Annotated in this window: 20 protein-coding genes and 1 pseudogene; 8 read left to right on the forward strand and 13 right to left on the reverse strand. The window is 60.0% G+C overall.

Going from position 1 to position 22,121, the window contains the following annotated elements; genetic code table 11:
* Positions 1-88: 88 nt before the first annotated feature.
* Both AB7M25_RS24275 and AB7M25_RS24280 read left to right on the forward strand, forming a co-directional pair.
* On the forward strand, positions 89-487 hold the full coding sequence (locus AB7M25_RS24275; protein ID WP_429385951.1) for a YbaY family lipoprotein: 399 nt from the start codon (positions 89-91) through the stop codon (positions 485-487).
* Between the two features lie 28 nt (positions 488-515).
* A complete protein-coding gene (locus AB7M25_RS24280; RefSeq protein WP_102699395.1) occupies positions 516-1,205 on the forward strand; it encodes a DUF4197 domain-containing protein in 690 nt (229 codons plus the stop codon).
* A gap of 68 nt (positions 1,206-1,273) precedes the next feature.
* Here the strand turns inward: AB7M25_RS24280 and AB7M25_RS24285 are convergent, their stop codons facing one another.
* From AB7M25_RS24285 to AB7M25_RS24295, 3 genes are all read right to left on the reverse strand, one after another.
* Positions 1,274-1,555, reverse strand: a complete 282-nt coding sequence (locus AB7M25_RS24285; RefSeq protein ID WP_429385953.1) for a DUF6124 family protein — start codon at positions 1,553-1,555, stop codon at positions 1,274-1,276.
* Between the two features lie 928 nt (positions 1,556-2,483).
* A complete protein-coding gene (locus AB7M25_RS24290; RefSeq protein WP_258684356.1) occupies positions 2,484-5,549 on the reverse strand; it encodes an efflux RND transporter permease subunit in 3,066 nt (1,021 codons plus the stop codon).
* A gap of 6 nt (positions 5,550-5,555) precedes the next feature.
* Entirely contained in the window at positions 5,556-6,656 is a 1,101-nt protein-coding gene (locus AB7M25_RS24295) for an efflux RND transporter periplasmic adaptor subunit (protein WP_429391236.1), read from the reverse strand.
* 93 nt (positions 6,657-6,749) lie between these two features.
* Here AB7M25_RS24295 and AB7M25_RS24300 point away from each other — a divergent pair, with 93 nt between their 5' ends.
* Positions 6,750-7,388, forward strand: a complete 639-nt coding sequence (locus AB7M25_RS24300; protein ID WP_454238074.1) for a TetR/AcrR family transcriptional regulator — start codon at positions 6,750-6,752, stop codon at positions 7,386-7,388.
* Between the two features lie 136 nt (positions 7,389-7,524).
* On the opposite strand, the gene AB7M25_RS24305 is transcribed toward AB7M25_RS24300, so the two are convergent.
* Positions 7,525-8,307 carry a class I SAM-dependent methyltransferase gene (locus AB7M25_RS24305; protein WP_007975001.1) on the reverse strand — a complete coding sequence of 261 codons (783 nt, stop codon included), beginning with the start codon at positions 8,305-8,307 and terminating at the stop codon, positions 7,525-7,527.
* A 93-nt stretch (positions 8,308-8,400) separates the two neighbouring features.
* Here AB7M25_RS24305 and AB7M25_RS24310 point away from each other — a divergent pair, with 93 nt between their 5' ends.
* On the forward strand, positions 8,401-9,021 hold the full coding sequence (locus AB7M25_RS24310) for an energy transducer TonB (protein ID WP_429385962.1): 621 nt from the start codon (positions 8,401-8,403) through the stop codon (positions 9,019-9,021).
* Positions 9,022-9,024: 3 nt separating this feature from the next.
* Here the strand turns inward: AB7M25_RS24310 and AB7M25_RS24315 are convergent, their stop codons facing one another.
* The 6 genes and pseudogenes from AB7M25_RS24315 to ppc form a co-directional block, all read right to left on the reverse strand.
* Positions 9,025-9,846: an isocitrate lyase/PEP mutase family protein gene (locus AB7M25_RS24315; RefSeq protein WP_454238075.1), complete on the reverse strand. Its 822-nt coding sequence runs from the start codon at positions 9,844-9,846 to the stop codon at positions 9,025-9,027.
* A 35-nt stretch (positions 9,847-9,881) separates the two neighbouring features.
* Complete coding sequence (locus AB7M25_RS24320; RefSeq protein WP_454238076.1) at positions 9,882-10,742, reverse strand: DUF72 domain-containing protein; 861 nt, start codon at positions 10,740-10,742, stop codon at positions 9,882-9,884.
* Entirely contained in the window at positions 10,742-11,047 is a 306-nt protein-coding gene (locus AB7M25_RS24325; RefSeq protein ID WP_429385967.1) for a hypothetical protein, read from the reverse strand. Before AB7M25_RS24325 ends, AB7M25_RS24320 begins: the two co-directional genes overlap by 1 nt.
* 255 nt (positions 11,048-11,302) lie before the next feature.
* Positions 11,303-11,977 carry a tRNA (adenosine(37)-N6)-threonylcarbamoyltransferase complex dimerization subunit type 1 TsaB gene (tsaB, locus tag AB7M25_RS24330; RefSeq protein WP_454238077.1) on the reverse strand — a complete coding sequence of 225 codons (675 nt, stop codon included), beginning with the start codon at positions 11,975-11,977 and terminating at the stop codon, positions 11,303-11,305.
* Between the two features lie 94 nt (positions 11,978-12,071).
* Positions 12,072-12,719: an adenylate kinase gene (adk, locus tag AB7M25_RS24335; RefSeq protein ID WP_007990793.1), complete on the reverse strand. Its 648-nt coding sequence runs from the start codon at positions 12,717-12,719 to the stop codon at positions 12,072-12,074.
* A gap of 288 nt (positions 12,720-13,007) precedes the next feature.
* A pseudogene (ppc, locus tag AB7M25_RS24340) lies at positions 13,008-15,639 on the reverse strand (phosphoenolpyruvate carboxylase).
* A gap of 201 nt (positions 15,640-15,840) precedes the next feature.
* Between ppc and AB7M25_RS24345 the strand changes: the two are divergent.
* From AB7M25_RS24345 to AB7M25_RS24360, 4 genes are all read left to right on the forward strand, one after another.
* The gene (locus AB7M25_RS24345) at positions 15,841-16,185 is read left to right on the forward strand and encodes a pilin assembly protein (RefSeq protein ID WP_104450704.1); all 345 of its coding nucleotides are present in this window, start codon (positions 15,841-15,843) and stop codon (positions 16,183-16,185) included.
* Positions 16,186-16,557: 372 nt separating this feature from the next.
* Positions 16,558-16,971 carry a DUF4398 domain-containing protein gene (locus AB7M25_RS24350; RefSeq protein WP_007975021.1) on the forward strand — a complete coding sequence of 138 codons (414 nt, stop codon included), beginning with the start codon at positions 16,558-16,560 and terminating at the stop codon, positions 16,969-16,971.
* Positions 16,972-17,016: 45 nt separating this feature from the next.
* Positions 17,017-17,814: an OmpA family protein gene (locus tag AB7M25_RS24355; protein WP_454238078.1), complete on the forward strand. Its 798-nt coding sequence runs from the start codon at positions 17,017-17,019 to the stop codon at positions 17,812-17,814.
* 148 nt (positions 17,815-17,962) lie between these two features.
* Entirely contained in the window at positions 17,963-19,348 is a 1,386-nt protein-coding gene (locus tag AB7M25_RS24360) for a transposase (protein ID WP_454238079.1), read from the forward strand.
* Between the two features lie 102 nt (positions 19,349-19,450).
* Here the strand turns inward: AB7M25_RS24360 and AB7M25_RS24365 are convergent, their stop codons facing one another.
* From AB7M25_RS24365 to AB7M25_RS24375, 3 genes are all read right to left on the reverse strand, one after another.
* A complete protein-coding gene (locus tag AB7M25_RS24365; RefSeq protein WP_008051386.1) occupies positions 19,451-19,780 on the reverse strand; it encodes a hypothetical protein in 330 nt (109 codons plus the stop codon).
* On the reverse strand, positions 19,777-20,691 hold the full coding sequence (locus tag AB7M25_RS24370) for an alpha/beta hydrolase (RefSeq protein WP_454238080.1): 915 nt from the start codon (positions 20,689-20,691) through the stop codon (positions 19,777-19,779). The genes AB7M25_RS24365 and AB7M25_RS24370 overlap by 4 nt, the downstream gene beginning before the upstream one ends.
* A gap of 139 nt (positions 20,692-20,830) precedes the next feature.
* Entirely contained in the window at positions 20,831-22,108 is a 1,278-nt protein-coding gene (locus AB7M25_RS24375; protein ID WP_015093729.1) for a flavohemoglobin expression-modulating QEGLA motif protein, read from the reverse strand.
* Between the last annotated feature and the right edge of the window lie 13 nt (positions 22,109-22,121).

Raw genomic sequence — 22,121 nt, forward strand, 5'->3', positions numbered from 1 at the left:
AGGCAAGTTGGGCGATATCCTCGGTAAAATCCGTTAAATTGTCGTTGGCGCCAGTCTTCTTCCGGCGCCAATGACAAGGATCCGCTTCATGAAAAAACTCTCTCTCCTCGGCCTTACGGTTTTGCTCGGCGCCTGCCAATCCATGCAACCTGCCCCGAAAGCCAGCCTCGACGGCGAAGTCTTTTACCTGCAACGCAGCGCCCTGCCGCCCACCGCTACCCTGAGCGTGAGCTTGCAGGACGTGTCTCTGGCCGACGCACCGGCCATTGTCCTCGACGAACAGAACGGCCCAGTCAAAGGCCAGGTGCCACTGCCGTTTCATCTGAGTTACGATCCGGCGCAGGTCAAACCGGGCCATCGCTACTCGGTCAGCGCGCGCATCGAAGTCGACGGAAAGCTGATGTTCATCACCACCGAAAACCATGCCGTGCGTCTTGATGGCAAGGACCCGCAACCACTGAAAATCCGCGTCGACGCCGTTCGCTAATTCTCTCTTTTTGAACAAGGAAGCTGCCATGCTCCGCCCTACCCTTCGTTTTGCCGGCCTGTGCGCAGGTTTGATGATCTGTGCCAACGCCCTGGCGCTATCCCTCAGCGACCTGTCGCAGAAAGACGCCACCGGCGGGCTCAAGGACGCACTCACCCAAGGCGCGCAACTGGCCGTGAAACAACTCGGCACCCCGGGCGGTTTCAGCAACAACCCGGAAGTAAAAATCGAACTGCCGGGCAAACTGGGCAAGGTCGCCAGCAAAATGAAACAGTTCGGCATGGGTGACCAGGTCGATGAACTGGAAGCCAGCATGAACAAAGCAGCCGAAACCGCCGTGACCCAGGCCCAGCCAATCCTCGTCGATGCCGTGAAGAAAATGACCGTGGAAGACGCCAAGGGCATCCTCAGCGGCGGCAACGACTCGGCCACCCAATACCTGAACAAGACCAGCCGCGAACAGATCCGCGCCAAGTTCCTGCCGATCGTCAAGCAAGCCACCGACAAGGTTGGCCTGGCCCAGCAGTACAACTCGTTCGCAGGACAAGCGGCGACCATGGGCGTATTGGACGCGAAGAATGCGAACGTCGAAAACTACGTCACCGAGCAGGCATTGAATGGCTTGTTCGAAATGATCGGCAAACAGGAAGAAACCATCCGCCAGAACCCGGCGGCTGCGGCGACCAGTTTGGCGAAGAAGGTGTTTGGTACTTTGTAATTATTAGCTGACGGCAACACCAGAAAAGCCCGCTGATCCTTGTAAAGGTCAGCGGGCTTTTTCGTTCTCTATTGCTGCGGATCAAGGTGATCCAGAACCTCGCTCACCGATAGCTGTGCGAGGACAATCATCTGCTGAATACCGAGCACCAGATTGCACGTCGGACCGGTCAGGCTGGATGACAACTCGGTCGCCATCACGTTGGCCGAAGTAAGCGTTTCAAAGGCATGGACTAGAAGGGTTTCGGAATTCACACCAGGGTGGATGGTAAAAATTGGGCAGAGACGATTGGAGGCTTTCGCCAGTTGTTCGAGATTTGTTTCTGGGGGATTTGGACTGTGTTTGATCATTGTGAAGCTCCTAACGAAAATTGGAGCAGCCAACATCACTTGCAGATGATGGGTGGCAGCTGTATGCGGGTCTGCAAGACCGAGTCGTTAGGCAAACCCGGCAGACCCGAAGATCTCCCGCACACAGCCACCATAAATCGGTGGTCGCTAAAAAAGCGCCACGATTATAGGTGCGCCAGTGGGCGCCTAACAAACTATTGGCGGGCTTGCAGTCCCGGTCGCTGAATTGGCAGCGACCGTCAGAGGCTAGTGATCGTGCTTCCGACAGGCAACCTGAAAGTCTTGTGGGAATGATCTGAATGGTTGGCTTGGGCGATAAACGTTGTTGACTGTCAGGACGCCTTCGCGGGCAAGCCAGCTCCCACAGGGATGATGGACATCCGCCAGAATCAGGTCGGCTGACAGGCCGCCTTCGCTGGCAAGCCAGCTCCCACAGGGACCGAGTATGTCTGCAAAAGCCAGGTCGGCTGACAGGCCGCCTTCGCTGGCAAGCCAGCTCCCACAGGGACCGAGTATGTCTGCAAAAGCCAGGTCGGCTGGCAGGCCGCCATCGCTGGCAAGCCAGCTCCTACAGGGGACGGCACTCGCTGCTGCTCTTCACCACTCACCAGGCCGAGCGTTAGCTCGCCTGCAGCTCTTGATCTTGATCCACCCGCCCCCTCGGCAGGCTGAGCGCAGGTGTTCATCCGGGGATGGGCGCGCAGCGCCGTTCGACGCAGTCGAACTCATTGCATGTAGGTCGAAGCGAAGCCGACCGGAGGGCAATGCCCCCGGATGAATACCGCAGCGAAGGAACCCCGAGCCTCAGCGAGGGGCCGTACGTAAGGGGCGAGACCTTTTGGTTACTTTTGGGGCGTTTGCCAAAAGGAACTCGCCGTAAGGGCGAAACCGCCAGCCGCCGCTACCGAAGAAATGGATATGCCCCCGATCAAACAGACTCCTTCCTGACCCGAAACCAGGCCGCATAAAGCGCAGGCAAAAACAGCAGCGTCAACGCCGTAGCAACAATCAACCCCCCCATGATCGCCACCGCCATCGGCCCGAAAAACACACTGCGTGACAAAGGAATCATCGCCAGAACAGCCGCCAGTGCCGTCAACACAATCGGCCGGAACCGCCGCACCGTCGCCTCGATGATCGCCTGCCAGGGCTTCAACCCGGCAGCAATGTCCTGCTCGATCTGATCCACCAGAATCACCGAGTTACGCATGATCATCCCCGACAAGGCGATAGTCCCCAGCATCGCCACGAAACCGAACGGCTGGCGAAACACCAACAGAAACAGCGTCACCCCGATCAACCCCAGCGGCGCCGTCAGAAACACCATCGCCGTGCGCGAGAAACTGCGCAGTTGCAGCATCAGCAGGGTCAACACCACCACGATGAACAACGGCACGCCGGCCTTCACCGAGTTCTGTCCACGCGCCGAATCTTCAACGGTGCCGCCGACATCCAGCAAGTAGCCGTCAGGCAGTTCGGCGCGGATCGGGTCGAGGGTCGGCATGATTTGCTGCACCAGTGTCGCCGGTTGCTGCTTGTCATAGATGTCGGCGCGAACCGTCACGTTAGGCAGGCGGTTGCGGTGCCAGATGATGCCCTCTTCGAAGCCGTACTCCAGGGTCGCGATCTGCGACAGCGCGACGCTGCGACCGTTATCGGTCGGCACCGCCAGGCTCGGCAGCAATGACAGCTCGGTGCGTTCATGCACGGTGCCGCGCAACAGGATCTCGATCAACTCGTTGTCTTCACGGTACTGGCTGACGCTGGAACCGGTGAGCGAGCTTTGCAGGAACTTCGACAGATTCGCCGTGCTCACGCCCAGCGCCCGCGCGCGGTCCTGATCGATGTTCAGGTACACCACCTTGCTCGGTTCTTCCCAATCCAGGTGGACATTGACCACATGCGGGTTCTCGCGAACCTTGGCCGCCACTTTGCGCGCCAGCGCTCGCACCTCCTCGATGTGCTCCCCGGTCACGCGGAACTGTACCGGGTAGCCAACCGGCGGACCGTTTTCCAGACGCGTGACCCGCGAGCGCAGAGCGGGGAATTGCTCGTTGAGGGTTGAGATCAACCAGGTGCGCAGGGCTTCCCGTTCTTCGATGGTTTTCGCCAGGACGACAAACTGGGCGAAGCTCGCCGCCGGCAGTTGCTGATCCAGCGGCAGGTAAAAGCGCGGTGAACCGGTGCCGACGTACGCCACGTAGTTGTCGATCCCTGCCTTGTCCTTGAGCAACGCTTCGAGGCGTTTGACCTCGTCGGCGGTGTTGCTCAGCGAAGCACCTTCGGCCAGTTTCAGGTCGACCATCAACTCCAGGCGACCCGATGCCGGGAAGAACTGCTGCGGTACAAACTTGAACAGCACAATGGAGGCGATGAACAACAGCACAGTCGCGGCGATCACGGTTTTGCGCCAGCGCACACACCATTCCACCAGACGCCGGACGCGCTGATAGAACGGCGTGCCATAGGGATCGGGTTGGCCGGCACCGTGCTTGGCGGCGTGAATCTTCGCCAGGTCCGGCAGGAGTTTTTCCCCGAGATAGGGTACGAAAACCACAGCGGCCACCCAGGACGCCAACAGCGCGATGGTGACCACTTCGAAGATCGAACGGGTGTATTCGCCAGTGCCCGATTGCGCCGTGGCAATCGGCAGGAAGCCGGCCGCGGTGATCAGCGTACCGGTGAGCATCGGGAACGCTGTGCTGGTCCAGGCGTAACTCGCGGCTTTGACCCGGTCGAACCCCTGCTCCATTTTGATCGCCATCATTTCCACGGCGATGATCGCGTCGTCCACCAGCAAGCCCAGCGCCAGTACCAATGCACCGAGAGAAATCTTGTGCAGGCCGATGCCGAGGTAATACATGCTGGCAAACGTCATCGCCAGCACCAGCGGAATCGCCAGGGCCACCACCATGCCGGTGCGCACGCCGAGGGAGAAGAAGCTCACCAGCAACACGATGGCCAGCGCCTCGACCAGCACTTGCACGAACTCGCCGACACCGGTTTTCACCGCCGCCGGCTGGTCGGAAACTTTGCGCAGCTCCATACCGGCCGGGAGGTTTTTCTGGATGCGGGCGAATTCGACTTCCAGTGCCTTGCCCAATACCAGGATGTCACCGCCGTCTTTCATCGCCACCGCCAGGCCGATGGCGTCTTGCGCCATGAAGCGCATGCGCGGCGCCGGCGGATCATTGAAACCACGCCGTACATCGGCCACATCGGAGATACGGAAGGTGCGATCACCGACGCGGATCGGGAAGTTCTTGATCTCGTCGACCGTCTGAAAATTCCCCGTCACCCGTAGCTGCAAGCGCTCGCTGCTGGTTTCGAAGAAACCTGCCGTGGACACCGCGTTCTGCTCTTCAAGGGCTTGCTGGACAGCCGCCAGCGGCAAGCCAAGGGTGGCAAGCTTGACGTTGGAGAGTTCGATCCAGATTTTCTCGTCCTGCAACCCCAGCAGTTCGACCTTGCCCACATCCTTGACCCGTTGCAGCTGGATCTGGATGCGGTCGGCGTAATCCTTGAGCACGGCGTAGTCGAAACCCTCGCCGGTCAAGGCGTAGATGTTGCCGAACGTAGTACCGAATTCATCGTTGAAGAACGGCCCCTGAATCCCCGGCGGCAGGGTATGACGGATGTCGCTGATTTTCTTGCGCACCTGATACCAAAGCTCCGGGATCTCTGCCGAGTGCATGGAATCACGCGCAATGAAGGTGACCTGGGATTCCCCGGGCCGCGAGAACGAAACAATGCGCTCGTACTCGCCGGTTTCCATCAGCTTTTTTTCGATGCGTTCGGTGACCTGGCGCGAGACTTCCTCGGCGGTCGCGCCCGGCCAGTTGGTGCGAATCACCATGGCCTTGAAGGTGAACGGTGGGTCTTCACTCTGGCCGAGCTTGGTGTAGGAAAGTGCGCCGACGATGGCCAGCAACAGCATCAGGAACAGTACGATCTGGCGATTACGCAGCGCCCATTCGGAAACGTTGAAGCGCATCGGGGCTTACTCCTTGTCCGCCAGATTGACCACGCGATTGGAGCGATCCACCGGGCGCACCTGCTGCCCTTCGAGAAGCACATGGACACCGGCGGCCACGACCCAGTCGCTGGCGTTGAGCCCCTCGAGCACCGGTACGGTTTTCTCACCGAAGGCACCCACTCGCACCGGGGTTTTCTTCAAGGTGTTGTTGGCGCTGACGACCCAGACATAGGTCACGCCGTTTTCTGCGGTCAACGCCGACAGCGGAACGGACAGAGGCACCACGTCGGCGGCCTGCACGAACACCCGGGCGCTCTGGCCCAGCTCCACCGGCACCTTGCCGGAGGCGAAGGCGATGCGCGCCGCGAAGGTGCGGGACTTTGGATCAGCCGCCGGCGACAGCTCACGGATGCGCCCTTCGAAACGCTGGCCGGGCTGGGTCCAGAGCTCCACCGCCACCGGTTCACCGACCTTGAAGCGGCCGAAGTTCTGCTCCGGCAGGCTGATCAACACTTCACGCTCGCCATCGGTCGCCAGGGTGAACACCGTTTGCCCCGCGGCCACGACTTGCCCGACTTCCACCAGCCGCTTGGCCACGACGCCGTCCTGCGGCGCACGCAGCACGGCGTAGCTGGCCTGGTTGTTGGAAACGTTGAATTCGGCCTTGATTTGCTTGAGGCGCGCTTCGCCGGAGCGGTAGAGGTTTTCGTGATTGTCGTACTGCGAACGGCTGACCAGCTGACGCTCCATCAGGGTTTTGTAGCGATCACGCTCGGCACGCACCATGCTCAAATTGGCTTCAGCTGCAGCGACCTGGGCCCGGGTGGCCTCCAGTTGCAGGCGCACGTCCTGAGGATCGAGCTCCGCCAAGGGTTGATCGGCCTTGACCCGCTGCCCTTCCTCGACCAGTCGTCGGCTGACTTTACCGCCGATGCGGAACGCCAGGTCCGGCTCATAACGCGCACGGACTTCACCTGGATAACTTTCCATGGCCTGTGCCGAAGGCTCTGGCTGAACCACCATGGCCGGGCGCACGCTGACTGGCGGCACTTCGTCGGAGCCACACGCAGACAGTAAAAAAGCCAGGGTGACTGGCAACGCGAGGGGCAAGGCATAGCGGAACATGGTGAAGGACCTTTCGCTAATGGTGCTTTGAATAATTATACTGAGCAGTATGTTATTAATAGCAAACTCACCAGTCCAGTAATAAAAGCGAATATGCCAAACAATCTTTCAGCACCCAATGGCCCAGGCAGACCCAAGGATCTGGTCAAGCGCCAGGCGATTCTCGATGCGGCGAAAGTGCTGTTTCTGAGTAAGGGTTATGCCAATACCAGCATGGATGCCGTCGCAGCCGAGGCCGGTGTGTCGAAGCTGACGGTCTACAGCCACTTCAACGACAAGGAGACGCTGTTCTCCGCCGCCGTGGTGGCCAAGTGCGAGGAGCAGTTGCCCCCGCTGTTCTTCGAGTTGCCCGAAGGCGTGGCGGTGGAAACCGTGCTGCTGAACATCGCGCGCGGTTTTCATCAGCTGATCAACAGTGACGAATCAGTGAACCTGCACCGACTGATGGTGACCTTGGGCAGCCAGGACCCGAAACTCGCGCAAATCTTCTTTGAGGCGGGCCCGGAGCGCATGCTGCATGGCATGGAACGCTTGCTGAGCCGGATCGACGAGTGTGGCGTGCTGAGCATCGACAAGCCGCACAACGCCGCCGAGCACTTCTTCTGCCTGCTCAAGGGCGCCGGGAATTTCCGCTTGCTGTATGGCTGCGGCGAACCGCCGGTCGGTGAGGAGGCGGAGAGCCATGTGCGGGAAGTGGTGGGGTTGTTTATGCGGGCTTATCGGCCTGAGTGAGCCTGATGGATTTGTCGTGTCTGGGCGGGCGCTATCGCTGGCAAGCCAGCTCCTACAGGGGCCGAGGTGTACTCGAATTTTGAACCCGGCACAAAACCTGTAGGAGCTGGCTTGCCAGCGATGAAGGCGACTCGGTCTATGGCTTGAGCGCTTTCTTCGGATAAATATCGTAACGACTGGACTTGCCATCCAGCGCATGGCTCGGCTTCGGCCCGTCGATGCACGGCGCCTTGCGCGGGCGCTTGACCACCACCCGGTGGCTGGCCAGGGCCAACGCCGCTTCGAGCAAGGCCGGCGCATCCGGGTCATCGCCGACCAGCGGCCGGAACAGGCGCATTTCCTTCTTCACCAGCGCGGTTTTCTCACGGTGCGGGAACATCGGGTCCAGGTAGATCACCTGCGGCGGTTCACCCTCCCAATTACGCATCACCTCGATCGAGTTGCCCTTGAGCAGCCGCATGCGCGCCACGATCGGCGCCACGTCGAAATCTTCCGCACCACGGGCCAGGCCATCTTCCAGCAAGGCGCCGATCAGCGGCTGACGTTCGATCAGGCTCATCTCGCAACCGAGGCTGGCCAGCACGAACGCGTCCTTGCCCAGCCCTGCCGTGGCATCCAGTACCCGCGGGCGCACACCCTGGGCGACACCAACAGCCTTGGCGATCATCTGCCCGCTGCCGCCGCCGTACAACCGGCGATGGGCCGCACCACCTTCGACGAAGTCCACCCGCACCGGCCCCGGCGCGTCCGGCCCCAGCTGTTGCAACTGCAAACCCTGGTCGCCCACCTGCAAGGCAAATTCGCCGTCCGCCACTTGCATCGGCAAGCCCAGGCGCTCGGCCCATTGCTCGGCTTGTGACTCGAAAGCCGCGTCCAGCGCCTGGACATGGATGCGGCAGGCCGCGGGTTGATCAATCATCGGAAAACACGCTCAAAAAATTAATGATCGGCAAAAACTGCCGATAACAAAACTATCGAGCATTTTGCCAGAGCTGAGCGTCGACCGAGAGAAATGTCAGACATTCAACCCACAATCACAGGTTTTATATCGCCCTACGGCAATTACAACCTGCGAAACACCCAGGCACTGAGCGGTGTCAGTCACATCTGGCAGGATTTCTTTGCCCGTGCGCTGGCCGATCAGTCGGGTGATGTGCTGCCTGAATCGCTGAATTTCCCACCGGTCGATCTCCAAAGCCCGGTCGAGCCGACCGTTGGCAGCGAGCTGTTGGAGCACATCGTTTCCCAGCGTGAGTGCGACGTCAAAGAGACCGAGGTCCGCCCGCCAGAGCCTCTGTTCCTGCCGATTGCCGAATTCGAAATGGAACTGGCCGACAAACCATTCCCACCGTTCCCGGCGGATGAAATTGTCGCCCAGCAAAAACAACAGGACTTCGACAGCGGCTGGGTTCGCCCGATCGTGCTCAACGCCGGTCAGCCTCTGCCGGAAGCCGGCCCTGCCCCGCAACCGCGCCCGCTGCACCTGCCGATTGCCGAATTCGAACTCGATCTGCTCGACAAGCCGTTCCCGCCGTTCTCGCCAGATGAACGGCGGGAACAGCAGAAACAACTGGACTTCGACAATGGTTGGGCGCGCCCGATCATCCTGCAAAACCTGCGCATCGCCGCCTGACCCTCAGCCTTTGAAGAACTGATTGGCCTTCTGGTACGGCATCGACCGCGAAGTGAAGCCGAACGTGCCTGATGTCTGGATTTCTTCGGCGGCGCGGAAGAATTCACCATAGGCCGCCAACGCCAGCGCCGAACCGACGCTAATGCGTTTGACGCCCATTTCAGCCAACTGCGCGACCGTCAGCTTCAAGCCGCCCGACATCAACACATTCACCGGTTTGGGCGCCACCGCGCGCACCACCGCCAGCACATCCTCGGCACTGCGCAGTCCGGGTGCGTAAAGCACATCGGCACCGGCCTCGGCGAATGCCTGCAAGCGGCGGATGGTATCGGGCAGATCAGGATTGCCGTGCAGGAAGTTTTCGGCCCGGGCGGTCAATGTGAAGGGGAATGGCAAACTGCGAGCGGCAGCCACAGAGGCCTCGATGCGTGCCACCGCGTGGTCGAAACAGTAGATCGGGCCTTCTTCGCGGCCGGTGGCGTCTTCAATCGAACCCCCGACGGCTCCGGCCTCTGCCGCGCGCAAAATGCTTTTCGCGCAGTCGGCCGGGTTGTCGGCAAAGCCGTTTTCCAGGTCCACGGCAACCGGCAAGTCAGTGGCGGCGACAATCGCCTGAACGTTCATCAGGGTATCGTCGAGGCTCAAGCCGCCATCGGCACGCCCCTGGGAAAAGGCATAACCGGCACTGGTGGTCGCCAGCGCCTCGAAGCCGAGGCTGGCGAGTATCTTCGCTGAACCCGCATCCCACGGATTGGGAATCACAAAAGCGCCGGAGCGTTCGTGAAGGGCTTTGAACGCCTGGGCTCGAAGGGTTTGCGCATCCATGGGGCAGGCTCCTGAAGAGGGGGAAGGAATCCGCCTCAGAGCAGACCAAGTTGCTCGGCGGCGGGTTCTCTGTATAGCTCAGGCAGCGCCGGCAAGCCAGGCAGACGCCGCATCAGCCTGGCGTGAAAACGCTGCGCCAGTTTCGCCGCCAGCAGGTTGTCGGCGGTGTGCAGGAAGATATACGGCGTGCGTCCTTCTTCGATCCACAGCGCGATTTTCTCGACCCAGGGCTTCAGGAACGGATCGTTGGCCTCAAGCACCGGATGGCCGATAAAACGCACCTGCGGACACTGCGTGAACGCTGCCGGACGCGGAGGCACCCGAGGCTTCTTCGATTGGGCGTGAAGCACCGAAAGCTCGGTCGATGTGCAACTGAATAATGCACGGGGATCAAGACAGATGCGTTCAACACCGCGATCCAGCAGCAGACGATTGAGCATCCGTTCGCTGTCACCCTTGGCAAAGAAGTCGCCATGGCGCACTTCAACGGCCAGCGGGCGCTGCAGGGCATCGATAAATCCGGCCAGCTCGGGCAAGCGTTGGGGCGTGAAGTTTTTCGACAGCTGCAACCACAATGGCGACACCCGATCACCCAGCGGACTGAGCAATTGCAGGAAGGTTTCGGCGGCTGTCAGCTGTTCGCGCAGATCGCCACCGTGGCTGATCTCGCCGGGAAACTTGGCCGTAAAGCGAAAGTGCTGCGGCATGGTTTGAGCCCAACGCTGCACGGTGCTGGCAGCAGGGCTGGCGTAGAAGGTCGTGTTGCCTTCTACGGCATTGAAAACCTGGCAATAGAGATCAAGAAACTCAGCGGGCCTGGCGTGCGGCGGATACAGGTAATCGCGCCAGGCGTTCTCGCTCCAGGACGGGCAACCGAGGTAATACGGAAGCACCATCAGATGTACAGGTCGAGACCCAGCACATCCGCATCCCAATCGACGAAACCGGCGGTACTCAGGTAGCTGGCCAGCGCCGTCGCCACGCTTTTGCTCATGGCACGGTGGTAAATCATGTCTTGCTGACGGGCGGGAAGATTGCTCAGTTTTTGCGCAGAGGCTTTGGCGGCGCGGGCAGCTAGCTGCTCTTCAGTCGGGAATTCCGGCTCGCCTTCGATATCAACGGTGTCGTCTTCCACCACACGGTCTTTGGGTGGCTTGCGCTTGATGGGGTAGGACTGAGAGGAAACGCCGTCGATACGCATACGTGCATACTCGGAATCAGTGATGGCAGTTTAGTGGCGCAAAACCCACTTCGCAAACTGCCGAGTGATAACTAGAACACATAAAAGGCAAAAGGTTTAAAAGCTGGGGTTAGAAAATAACGATTGGCAGAATTAGAGCAGAACACCAACCCTGTGGGAGCGGGCTTGCTCGCGAAGACGGTGTGTCAGGCAACAGAAATGTCGAATGTTATACCGCCTTCGCGAACAAGCCCGCTCCCACAGGTACTGCGTGAATCAACGCGCTTTAGGCGTCGCCACTTTGTCCCGCAGATAAACCGGCTGCGCCTCGTCGGCCACGATCGCCTCGCCACGCGCCCAGGCAAATCGCGCCAGGGTCAGCAGGTCTTCGGCATGAGGCAACATGGCCGCGTCCTGGCCGCTCAGGCTGACCGCGATGCGTTCGCCATAACCCCAACCGGTGCCAGCGCCGAACCACTCGCCGCCAGCATCGGCCGGCAATGCCGCGGACTCCGGCGGCAGTACCGCTTCAGCGCCCACCAGGCGCATCTCCCCGGCCGTTTCGCGGTAGCAACCCCAATACACTTCATCCATGCGCGCATCGATGGCAGCGGCGACCTGAGTGGCGCCGTGTTCGCGCAATGCACGTTGCGCCAGCACGGCCAGGTTCGACACCGGCAGCACCGGGCGATCCAGGGCAAACGCCAGGCCTTGCACCACACCGATGGCGATGCGCACACCGGTGAAGGCTCCCGGGCCACGGCCGAACGCAATGGCATCGACCGCTTGCAGCGTTGTCCCGGCATCGGTCAGCAACTGCTTGATCATCGGCAACAGCTTCTGCGCGTGCAGGCGCGGGATCACCTCGTAATGGCTCGTGACCTTGCCGTCATGCAGCAAGGCAACGGAGCAAGCTTCAGTCGCGGTGTCCAGGGCCAGCAAGGTGCTCATCGATGTATCCGTAACAAGAGGTCAGAAAAAGTGCGTCAGTATAAACAACTACGGCCCGCAAGCGGGCCGTGGATGATGCAGCGGATCAGACTTTTCAGCTCAGGGCTGCAAGCACCTTGGCGGTGATCGCTTCAACCGAACCGACGCCTTCGATATGGCTGTACTGCGGCTTGCCATTGGCAGCCGACAGCTTCTGGTAGAAGTCCACCAGCGGCTTGGTCTGGGAGTGGTAGACCGACAGGCGATGACGCACGGTTTCTTCAGTGTCGTCCTTGCGCTGAACCAGCTCTTCACCGGTGATGTCGTCCTTGCCGGCGATTTTCGGCGGGTTGTAGACGATGTGGTACACGCGGCCGCTGGCCTCGTGAACACGACGACCGGCGATACGCTGGACGATCTCTTCGTCTTCGACGGCGATTTCAACCACTGCATCCAGCTCGACGCCAGCCGTTACCAGGGCTTCAGCCTGGGGAATGGTGCGCGGGAAGCCGTCGAACAGGAAACCGTTGGCGCAGTCGGACTGGGCGATGCGGTCCTTGACCAGTGCGATGATCAGGTCATCGGACACCAGGCCACCGGCATCCATGATGCTCTTGGCCTTGATGCCCAACTCGGTGCCGGCCTTGACCGCTGCACGCAGCATGTCGCCGGTGGAGATTTGCGGAATGCCGAATTTTTCGGTGATGAACTTAGCCTGAGTACCTTTACCGGCCCCGGGAGCTCCCAGCAGAATGACGCGCATCGATGTGCTCCTCAATTTTTTATATGGATAACGTCAGATTCGCCTCGTGGGGCCAATCTCAAAAAAAGGGTCGTGGCCGCCCAAACGGCCAAAGGCTGATCAAGATACACAGCAGGCTGCGCCCACACAAGACGCCAAAAGTCGGAGAAACCGCTGCCTCCTGCGACCATTGCGCACGGTTCCCCAAGTCGCAACCCCAACATTAACTGTCGCCTGACAGCACTTTTCAACCCGTCCTGCGGCGGCATCCGCCTCACCTGCCGGATGCCTGCCCCCAAGGCAAAAACCTTAGCCGGTGTTACGCAAACCGGCGGCAATCCCCGCGACAGACACCAGCAGGGCCTGTTCTACCGGGCTGCCCTGCGCCACGTCCTGCACGCGTGAACGGGCCAGCAACTCGGCCTGCAATAGATGAAGCGGGTCGAGGTAAGTGTTGCGCAAGCGGATGAATTCAAGGGTCGCTGGGCTATGTGCCAGCAGCTGCGACTGCCCGGTCAGGCCGAGGACGATGGAGCACGCCTGCGACAATAGGTCGCGTAAGTGCGCACCCAATGGCAACAGATTCGGCTCCACCAGACGCTCGTCATAGGACTGGGCAATGTCGGCATCCGCCTTGGCCAGGACCATCTCCAGCATATCGATGCGGGTGCGGAAGAACGGCCATTGCTCACGCATCTGCCCCAGCAGTTCACCCTCACCACGCTCCAGTGCCTTGCTCAGGGCGGCTTCCCAACCCAGCCAGGCCGGCAGCATCAGACGCGTCTGGGTCCAACCGAAGATCCACGGAATCGCGCGCAGGCTTTCGATCCCCCCGGCCCGGCGCTTGGCCGGGCGACTGCCCAGCGGCAAACGACCGAGTTCCTGTTCCGGCGTGGACTGGCGGAAATACTCCACGAACTGCGGATTTTCCCGCACCACGGCGCGGTAGGCGCTGACACCGTCTGCGGCCAGTTCGTCCATCAAATGGCGCCACTCAGGCGTCGGTGGCGGCCGGTGGCAGCAAGGTCGCCTCAAGCACGGCGGCCAGGTACAGGTTGAGGTTTTGCTCGGCGATGTCCGGCAGGCCGAATTTGAATCGAATCATTTCACCCTGTTCGGTGGTGCGGAAGCGCCCCGCCACCGAACCCGGCGGCTGCGACAGGATCGCCGCGTGGGCCGGACCGCCGCCACGCCCCACGGTGCCGCCGCGACCGTGGAACAGCAGCAGCTCCACTTGTTGTTCGCGGCAGATATCCACCAGTCGCTCCTGCGCCCGGTACTGCGCCCAGGCCGCCGCAGTGGTGCCGGCGTCCTTGGCCGAATCGGAATAGCCGATCATCACTTCCTGCGGCCCTTGCAGGCGCGAGCGATAGCCCGGTAACAGCAGCAGTTTCTCGATCACCGGGCCGGCGTTGTCGAGATCGGCCAGGGTTTCGAACAGCGGCACCACGCGCATCGGCCGCAGCACGCCGGATTCCTTGAGCAACAATTGCACCGCCAGCACATCGGAAGCGGCACCGGCCATCGAGATCACATAGGAACCGAGGGACGCCCCCGGTGCAGCGGCGATTTCCCGGCAGGTCGCCAGCACTTCGGCGGTATCGGCGGAGGGTTTGAAGTACGCCGGCAGCAACGGCCGGCGGTTATTCAGTTCACGCATCAGGAAGGCGATGCGTTCTTCCTCGCTCCAGTCCTCGTAGCGCCCCAGGCCGAGGTAGTCGGTGATTTCGGTCATGGCAGCGGTGTGTCGCGACGAATCCTGGCGCACATCCAGACGAACCAGGAACAGGCCAAAGGTCACCGCCCGGCGCAGGCAGTCGAGCAACGGTCCGTCGGCAATCACGCCCATGCCGCACTCGTGCAACGAGTGGTAGCACAGCTCCAGCGGGTCGAGCAGTTCGCGGTTGTTTTGCAGCACGTCGGCCGGTGCCGGCGTGGGTGTCGACAACGAGGTGTGCGCCCAGTTGCGCGTCGCCCGCAGGCGTTCGCGCAGCTGTTTGAGCACGGCCCGGTATGGTTCGGCGCTGTCACCCGCCTTGGCCTTCAATTCATCGCTGGCCTGCTGCATCGACAGTTCAGCCGCCAAGTGATCGACATCGCGCAGGTACAGATCAGCCGCCATCCAGCGCGCCAACAGTAAAACCTCTCGGGTAACCGCCGCCGTCACATTGGGGTTGCCGTCGCGGTCGCCGCCCATCCACGAGGCAAAGCGAATCGGCGCCGCCTCCAGTGGCAAGCGCAGGCCGGTGGCGGCGTGCAGGGCCTGATCGGCCTTGCGCAGGTAATTGGGAATGGCCTGCCACAGCGAATGCTCGATCACCGCGAAACCCCACTTGGCTTCGTCCACCGGTGTCGGACGCGTGCGGCGGATTTCCTCGGTGTGCCAGGCTTCGGCGATCAGGCGCTGCAAGGTGGTCTTGATCTGCTCACGCTCGGCACGGGTCAGGTCGCGGTGATCCTGCGCTGCCAATTGCGCGGCGATGGCGTCGTACTTCTGGATCAGCGTGCGGCGCGCGACTTCGGTCGGGTGCGCCGTCAGCACCAGTTCAATCTCCAGTCGCCCCAATTGCCGGGCCAGTGCTTCGGCACCATGGCCCTCGGCGCGCAGGCGAGCGAGCAATTCGGGCAACACCCGGGCTTCGAACGGCGCCGGTTGAGACTCCTCCCGACGGTGAATCAACTGGTATTGCTCGGCGATATTGGCCAGGTTGAGAAACTGGTTGAACGCCCGCGCTACCGGCAACAGTTCGTCTTCGCTCAACTGGTTGAGGCTGGCGCTGAGTTCGGCGTCCATGGAGCCGCGCCGGTCAGCCTTGGCGCCCTTGCGGATCTGCTCGATCTTGTCGAGAAAACCATCGCCATATTGTTCACGAATGGTGTTGCCCAACAGCTCACCCAACAGGTGAACGTCCTCGCGCAAGCGTGCATCAATATCGGTCATCAGCAGGTCTCCAGCAAAAAATCCGGGCGGCTTGGAACCTAGAGAGTGCCGCCCCAGACAGGTTCTTACAAGCAAGACGACGAAGGGCCTTCAAACCTTGCCTGTTGAAGCTAGTCTGAAGATAAGCCGTACAACGGCTGTCGCCGGCCAATGCCGGACACTCAACCTGCCCGCCACGAGCGGTCGCGCCATGAGGTCAATATGAAAATCCGCGAGCTTGCCCACCACTGGGAAGAAAACGCCAAGGGTCGCCTGACCGACACCGGCTACTCGATTCATCTGGATGTGGAGTCCGCCGCACGGCTGGCCGCGCTCGTCGAGATGTACCCCAAGCGGCATCCCGAAGAACTGCTCGGCGATCTGATTGGCGCCGCGCTCGAAGAGCTGGAAAGAAGCTTCCCGTACGTCAAGGGCTCGACCGTGGTCGCCACTGACGAAGAAGGTGATCCGCTGTACGAAGACATCGGGCCGACCCCGCGTTTTCTGGCGCTGTCGCGTCGGCATCTGCACGATTTGTCGATGCCGGACGACAAACAGAAACACTGATTATCCACACAACCTGTGGGAGCGGGCTTGCTCGCGAAAGCGGTGTGTCAGCCGATATCAATGTTGCCTGACACTACGCCTTCGCGAGCAAGCCCGCTCCCACATTGGCCTGTATTTCACTTCGTAAATTGCGTTTCTCCGGACCTGTAAAAGGCCCGGCATAGCGCTTCGCGTCATGTAAATCCCCAACTTAGAGCCCTGTCGACTCGGTCAAAGTTTTTTCGATAGCCGGCTAATTTCTCTGAACTTTCAAAAAAAGCCTCGGGTCAACCCAAGTAACCACGCCTGGGACGAGCGTTTCAAAACACCCCGCAATTGATGGCTTCAGCGCCCTGCCCAGGATGGATTCAATGCTTTTCAGGAGTTAGCCCAATGGAGTTGAAGACCATGAAAACCCGAACCGGCACATCCTCGTTCACTCATTCGCGCGGCCTCCAGCTGGCGGCGCTGGCCCTCGGCAGCAGCCTGATCCTGGCCGGTTGCGCCGGTAACCCGCCGACCGAGCAGTACGCGGTGACCCAATCGGCCGTCAACGACGCCGTGAGCGCCGGCGGCACCGAGTTCGCCGCGGTGGAAATGAAGTCGGCCCAGGACAAGCTCAAGCAGGCCGAAATCGCCATGCACGACAAAAAATATGACCAGGCCCGGATGCTCGCCGAACAAGCTGAGTGGGACGCTCGTGTCGCAGAGCGCAAGGCCCAGGCGATGAAGGCTGAACAATCCGTGAAGGACGCGCAGAAAGGCGTTCAGGAATTGCGTCAGGAAAGCCAGCGCACCGTTCAGTAAGCGGCGCGGCTCCACGCATTCCCACTCGACTAAAAGGACGAAATCATGAAACGCAATCAACTGATGATCCCTGCCCTGCTGGCTGTCACCGTGGCCCTGGCGGCCTGCTCCACGCCGCCCAACCCCAACCTCGAACAGGCCCGCACCAACTACACCGGCCTGCAAGCCGACCCGCAGGCCAGCAAAGTCGCAGCCCTGGAAACCAAGGAAGCCAGCGATTATCTGGACAAGGCCGACCAGGCCTACAGGGAAAAGGAAGACGCAACCAAGGTTGACCAGCTTGCCTATCTGACCAACCAGCGGGTTGAAGTGGCCAAGCAGACCATTGCCCTGCGCACCGCCGAGGCCAATCTGAAAAACACCTCGGCACAACGGGCCGAGGCCCGCCTGGCAGGCCGGGATCAGCAGATCAAACAACTGAAGGACAGCCTCAACGCCAGGCAGACCGAGCGCGGGACGCTGGTGACCTTCGGGGATGTGCTGTTCGCCACCGACAAGGCCGAGCTGAAAACCAACGGCCTGATGAACATCAACAAACTGGCGCAGTACCTCCAGGAAAACCCCGACCGCAAAGTGATTGTCGAGGGTTATACCGACAGCACCGGTACGGTATCGCACAACCAGTCGCTCTCGGAACGTCGTGCGGATTCCGTGCGAGCGGCCCTGGTGAAGATGGGCGTTGATCCGGCGCGTATCGTTGCCCAGGGGTACGGCAAGGAGTATCCGGTGGCGGATAACAACAGCACCTCGGGCCGGGCGATGAACCGCCGGGTGGAGGTAACCATTTCCAATGACAATCAGCCGGTGATGCCGCGTTCGGCGGTGAGCGCGAACACTCAATAGCTGGCCGGTGAACTAAACAAAAGCCCCGTCTGACCTGTTCAGCCGGGGCTATTTATTTTTACGCCGCTGGTCGTCACTGTTATTTCTGACAGCAGATAAAAGACCTCGCAAAAGTTATGAAGGATCTTCAGAACTTTGAGGAAGGACCATGAAACTGTCAGCTGCTTTATTACTGTCCTGTTTGATCGCGACAACGATGGCTTACGCGAGCACACCAGATGCCGTGGACGACGATGCCATTCCCACCGAAATCCCCTTGCCTAAAGCCGGCGTTAATCAACGGCCCGTTGTTGGGGAAAAAACAGTCTTGTTGATAGCCACTCATTGGCAAGGCAGTAAAGAAATAGACATGCAAAAACTTGATGCAGACACCGCCTCGGAACAACCCGGGTCTCTAGGTGATTACATACGACAAGCCTCAATGGGCAAATTAACGCTTAAATGGACGACGGTCACGGTCAGGATTACGACGCCGTATCCAGGATGGCCTAACGGTTACAGGGAAGCTGCAGAGGAGGCGCTGAAACAGGGCTATGATTATAAACAATACGACTACTTAATGGTTATCGAAAATGGTCCTGGTGGAGGTCAAGCGTGGACGCCGGGGGGGTCGCTGATTGTACGCGGGCAGTATGGAGGCCACTATTTGTGGGCACATGAGTTCGGGCATAACCTCGGATTCAATCATGGTGAAACCTACACCAAATGCCCAAAAATCAACGATACCGTCTTAGCTCCCGACCAATGCGAGATCATCCCGGCCCGCCCCGGTGTCGACTCCGGAGACCCGGTATCGCAGGGCAGAGGCCTCTATCCTGCAAATTATCGTTGGTATGCCGGTTGGCTGGATAACTCTCAAGTAGCGGTAATCGAACGCTCAGGTCTATATCGCCTGGGTGTACAGGGCCAAAGTGGACCGCAACTTTATCTCATCAATCGTACTGGATTGACTCCCAGGCAAATCGCCCTGGAGTACCGCCAACCCACCCATTACGATAATTTCCCACCGACCGATAATCGAGCGAATGGTGTCTGGGTGCGGTACACAACCATGGGAGGAACCGTAAAAAACCTACAGCTAGATGCTACACCGGAAACAGCCACGACGACTGATCCAACTTTACAACCAGGCAAGACTCTTGAAGATAAGACCGCAGGCATTAGCGTTCATGTCTGTACGGCATCGGCTAACGGGGCGACGGTCGCCATTGGGGTAAACGGTGAGGTGGCTCCAGTTTGCCCAGAAGGACTCGCACTGGCCGCACCTTATATTCAAAATCCTGATTCTGGAGCGCCTGCTACTCAAAACCCCGTAACATTTATCGGTACGAGCATCCCTGGGGCGAAGATACTCCTTACTTACAACTCCGGATCTGACGATAGCGCCTCTGCTGAACTTATCGCGGATGCGGCTGGAACTTGGAAAACAACATTACCGCCATTACCTTCAGGAAAATATGTCGCCTCGGCGTTACAGATGGTCGGTAACAGCACATCACTCATAAGCTTTCGCTGGTTTGAAGTAGCGCGGTAGCTTTTTATTTTGCTATCCAGCTTCGTATGTCAGAGCAAAACGGGGGCTTCCTCCTTAAATTTCTTGAATTAAAAGAAGGAAGCACTCCCTACACCGTTATGGTTACTGCTCCAGCTTCTGCGGCGTCTCCTGCCCCATGCAACGCACGGCTTTTTTCTTGCTGTCGACCAGCACGCCGGTCAGGCCTTTCTGTTCCATGTCAAACAACACTAGTACGCCATCGATGCACTGCGCCACTTGCGCGGCCGGTTCCAGTGAGACTTTGTAGTCTTCGCCCGGAATGGTCTTGAGCATGGTGAATTCGTTGAGCAGCAACGCATCCTCGGGCTTGGCGAAGTGCAGGTAGCCGTACCACCACAGGGCACCGACGGTGCCGAGGATGCTGCAGATACCGGTGATGATCAGCGGAATGGCGTTACGTTCTTCACTCATTGCGGACTCTCTGGTGGTTCATCTTCAGAATTCGGGGGTGCCGGGTAATTGGGGATTTCACCCAGGCGGCGCAGGCCGTTGAAATGCTGCGGGTCATCGAGAAAGCGCAGCATGACGGTACGCCAGACCGGATCGGCGAACGTCTGCACGTGACCGCCACGAGTCAGTTGCAGCACCCGCGGCGGCGGCGCAGCTTGATACAGTCGGATGCCGTTGGAAAGAGGCACGATCGGATCGTCGATGCTGTGGTAGATCAGTTTCGGCACATCTTTAAGCTGCGCCATGGAGTTGATCGCGCTGTCGCCGTCTGGCACCAGCCACGACAACGGCACCTGGAACGTCCAGAACACCCATGAATTACTCAGCGCATACCGACCGACACTGCGATAACTGGCGGGCACACCGTCAAGGACAAAAGCCTTCAGTTGTTTCTGCCGTTGCGGGTGCTGGACCAGGTAATGCACGGCCATTGAGCCACCGAGACTCTGGCCGAGCAGGATCAGCGGCTTGCCTTGAACCTCCGGCGCCTTGTCCAGCCAGGCGAACGCCGCATCGATGTCCTGGTAGATCGCCGGCAGGCTCGGTTCGCCTTCGGACAGGCCGTAACCGCGATAGTCCACAAGCAACACCTGGTAACCATTTTTCGGCAACCAGTAGCTGCCGCCAAGGTGCATGGGCAGGTTTCCGCCATTGCCGTGCAAGTGCAGCACCGTGCCCTTGACCTCAACCCCCTGCTTCACCGGCAGCCACCAGGCATTGAGCTTGAGGCCATCGGCGGTGTTCAGGGTGACGGTGCGGTATTCAAGCCCGGCCTTTTCCGGGGTGAACAATTGGCCGGGCTCCGGGTAGAACAGCAGCGAGCTGCAGCCATTCAAGACCAGGAAAAGGCAGAGGATGCCGAGGATTCTCATCCGTTGAAACCTCGCAGTGAGTATGGACACCCCGCCCCTGTAGGAGCTGGCTTGCCAGCGAACGCCGCACCTCGATTCAACTGACGCACCGCGTTATCGTTCTTCGCTGGCAAGCCAGCTCCTACAGAAGGTGTGGGGATCACAGGATATTGGAGTAATCCGCCTCAATCCGGTCCAGGCTCAGGTGGTTGAGGAAGTTGGAGAAGCACATCCACGCCGACAACGCGTTCATGTCGCGGAACTGTTCCGGCAGGTACTTGGGCGGCACCACCAGGCCTTCGTCCACCAACTGACGCAAGGTACGCATGTCTTCCAGGGTGGTCTTGCCGCAGAACAACAGCGGAATCTGCTCCAGCTTGCCTTTACGCACGGCCAGTTGAATGTAGTTGTAAATCATGATGAAGCCCTTGAGGTAGGACAAGTCTTTGGTAAATGGCAGACCTGTCGGCACCGAGCCGCGGAACACGCGGCTGGCGTTGCTGTAGCTCTCGGGCATCTCGAAGCCTTGCTCACGGAAGAACTCGAACACCTGCAGGAAATCCGCACCCTCCTCCACCATGTGAATCGCACGGGTGCGGTTGGTGAGTTTGCGCAGGCGACTGGGGTACGAGGCGAAGGTGATGATTTCCATCAGGATCGCCAGGCCTTCCTGGGTCACCGTCGACGAGGGCGGGCCTTTGGCGAGAAAGGTGCAGATTGGCTGGTTCAGGCCGTTGAGCGTGGTGCCGACGTGCACCAGCCCTTCGTGGACCTCCAGGGCGCGCACATCGCGCTGGTTGAACATCGCATCGGAACGGATCTTGATGTAGTCGGCGCCGGCCGCCGCATCGGCGACGATGCCGTCGGACTCGAACACCCGGATGGTTTCCTCGGCTTCGCCAAACACCTTGTTCAACCGGTGCTGCAACAGGTCGACCGCTTCCTTGGCCGTCAGCGTCTTCGGTTCGTCCTTGAGGTCGCCACGGCCGTCGATGTTGTTCAGGTATTCGGACAGCATCATGCCGAGGTCGGACAGGGTCGGGTCGCCGGCATGGAATGCGTCGGACGCGGCACCGTACAACTCCTGGGAAATCAGGCCGAAATCCTCGGTGCCGCGCGCTTCGAGCATGCGCACCACCATGCGGTACTCCTTGCACATGCGCCGCATGATCTGGCCGACAGGGTTGAACTGGCCGAGCTGGCGGGTGATGTCGCGCTCGATGTTCTGGAACTCCAGCTTCACTTTGCTGGAGTCGAATGCCAGTGGCCGGTTGAGGTAGTAGTCGCGGTCCACCGCCGGCATTTCCTTGCCCTTGGCCTTGAGGAAGCCCTTGCGAATATTGTCATCCCATTTGACCGCATCGAGTACGCGGATCGGCGTCTGTGCCAGCACGATGCGATCGGACAAAATGCGTATCGACTGTTGGTAATCGTCCACGCGAAACTCCTGT

The sequence above is a fragment of the Pseudomonas sp. AP3_22 TE3818 genome, from assembly GCF_053628995.1.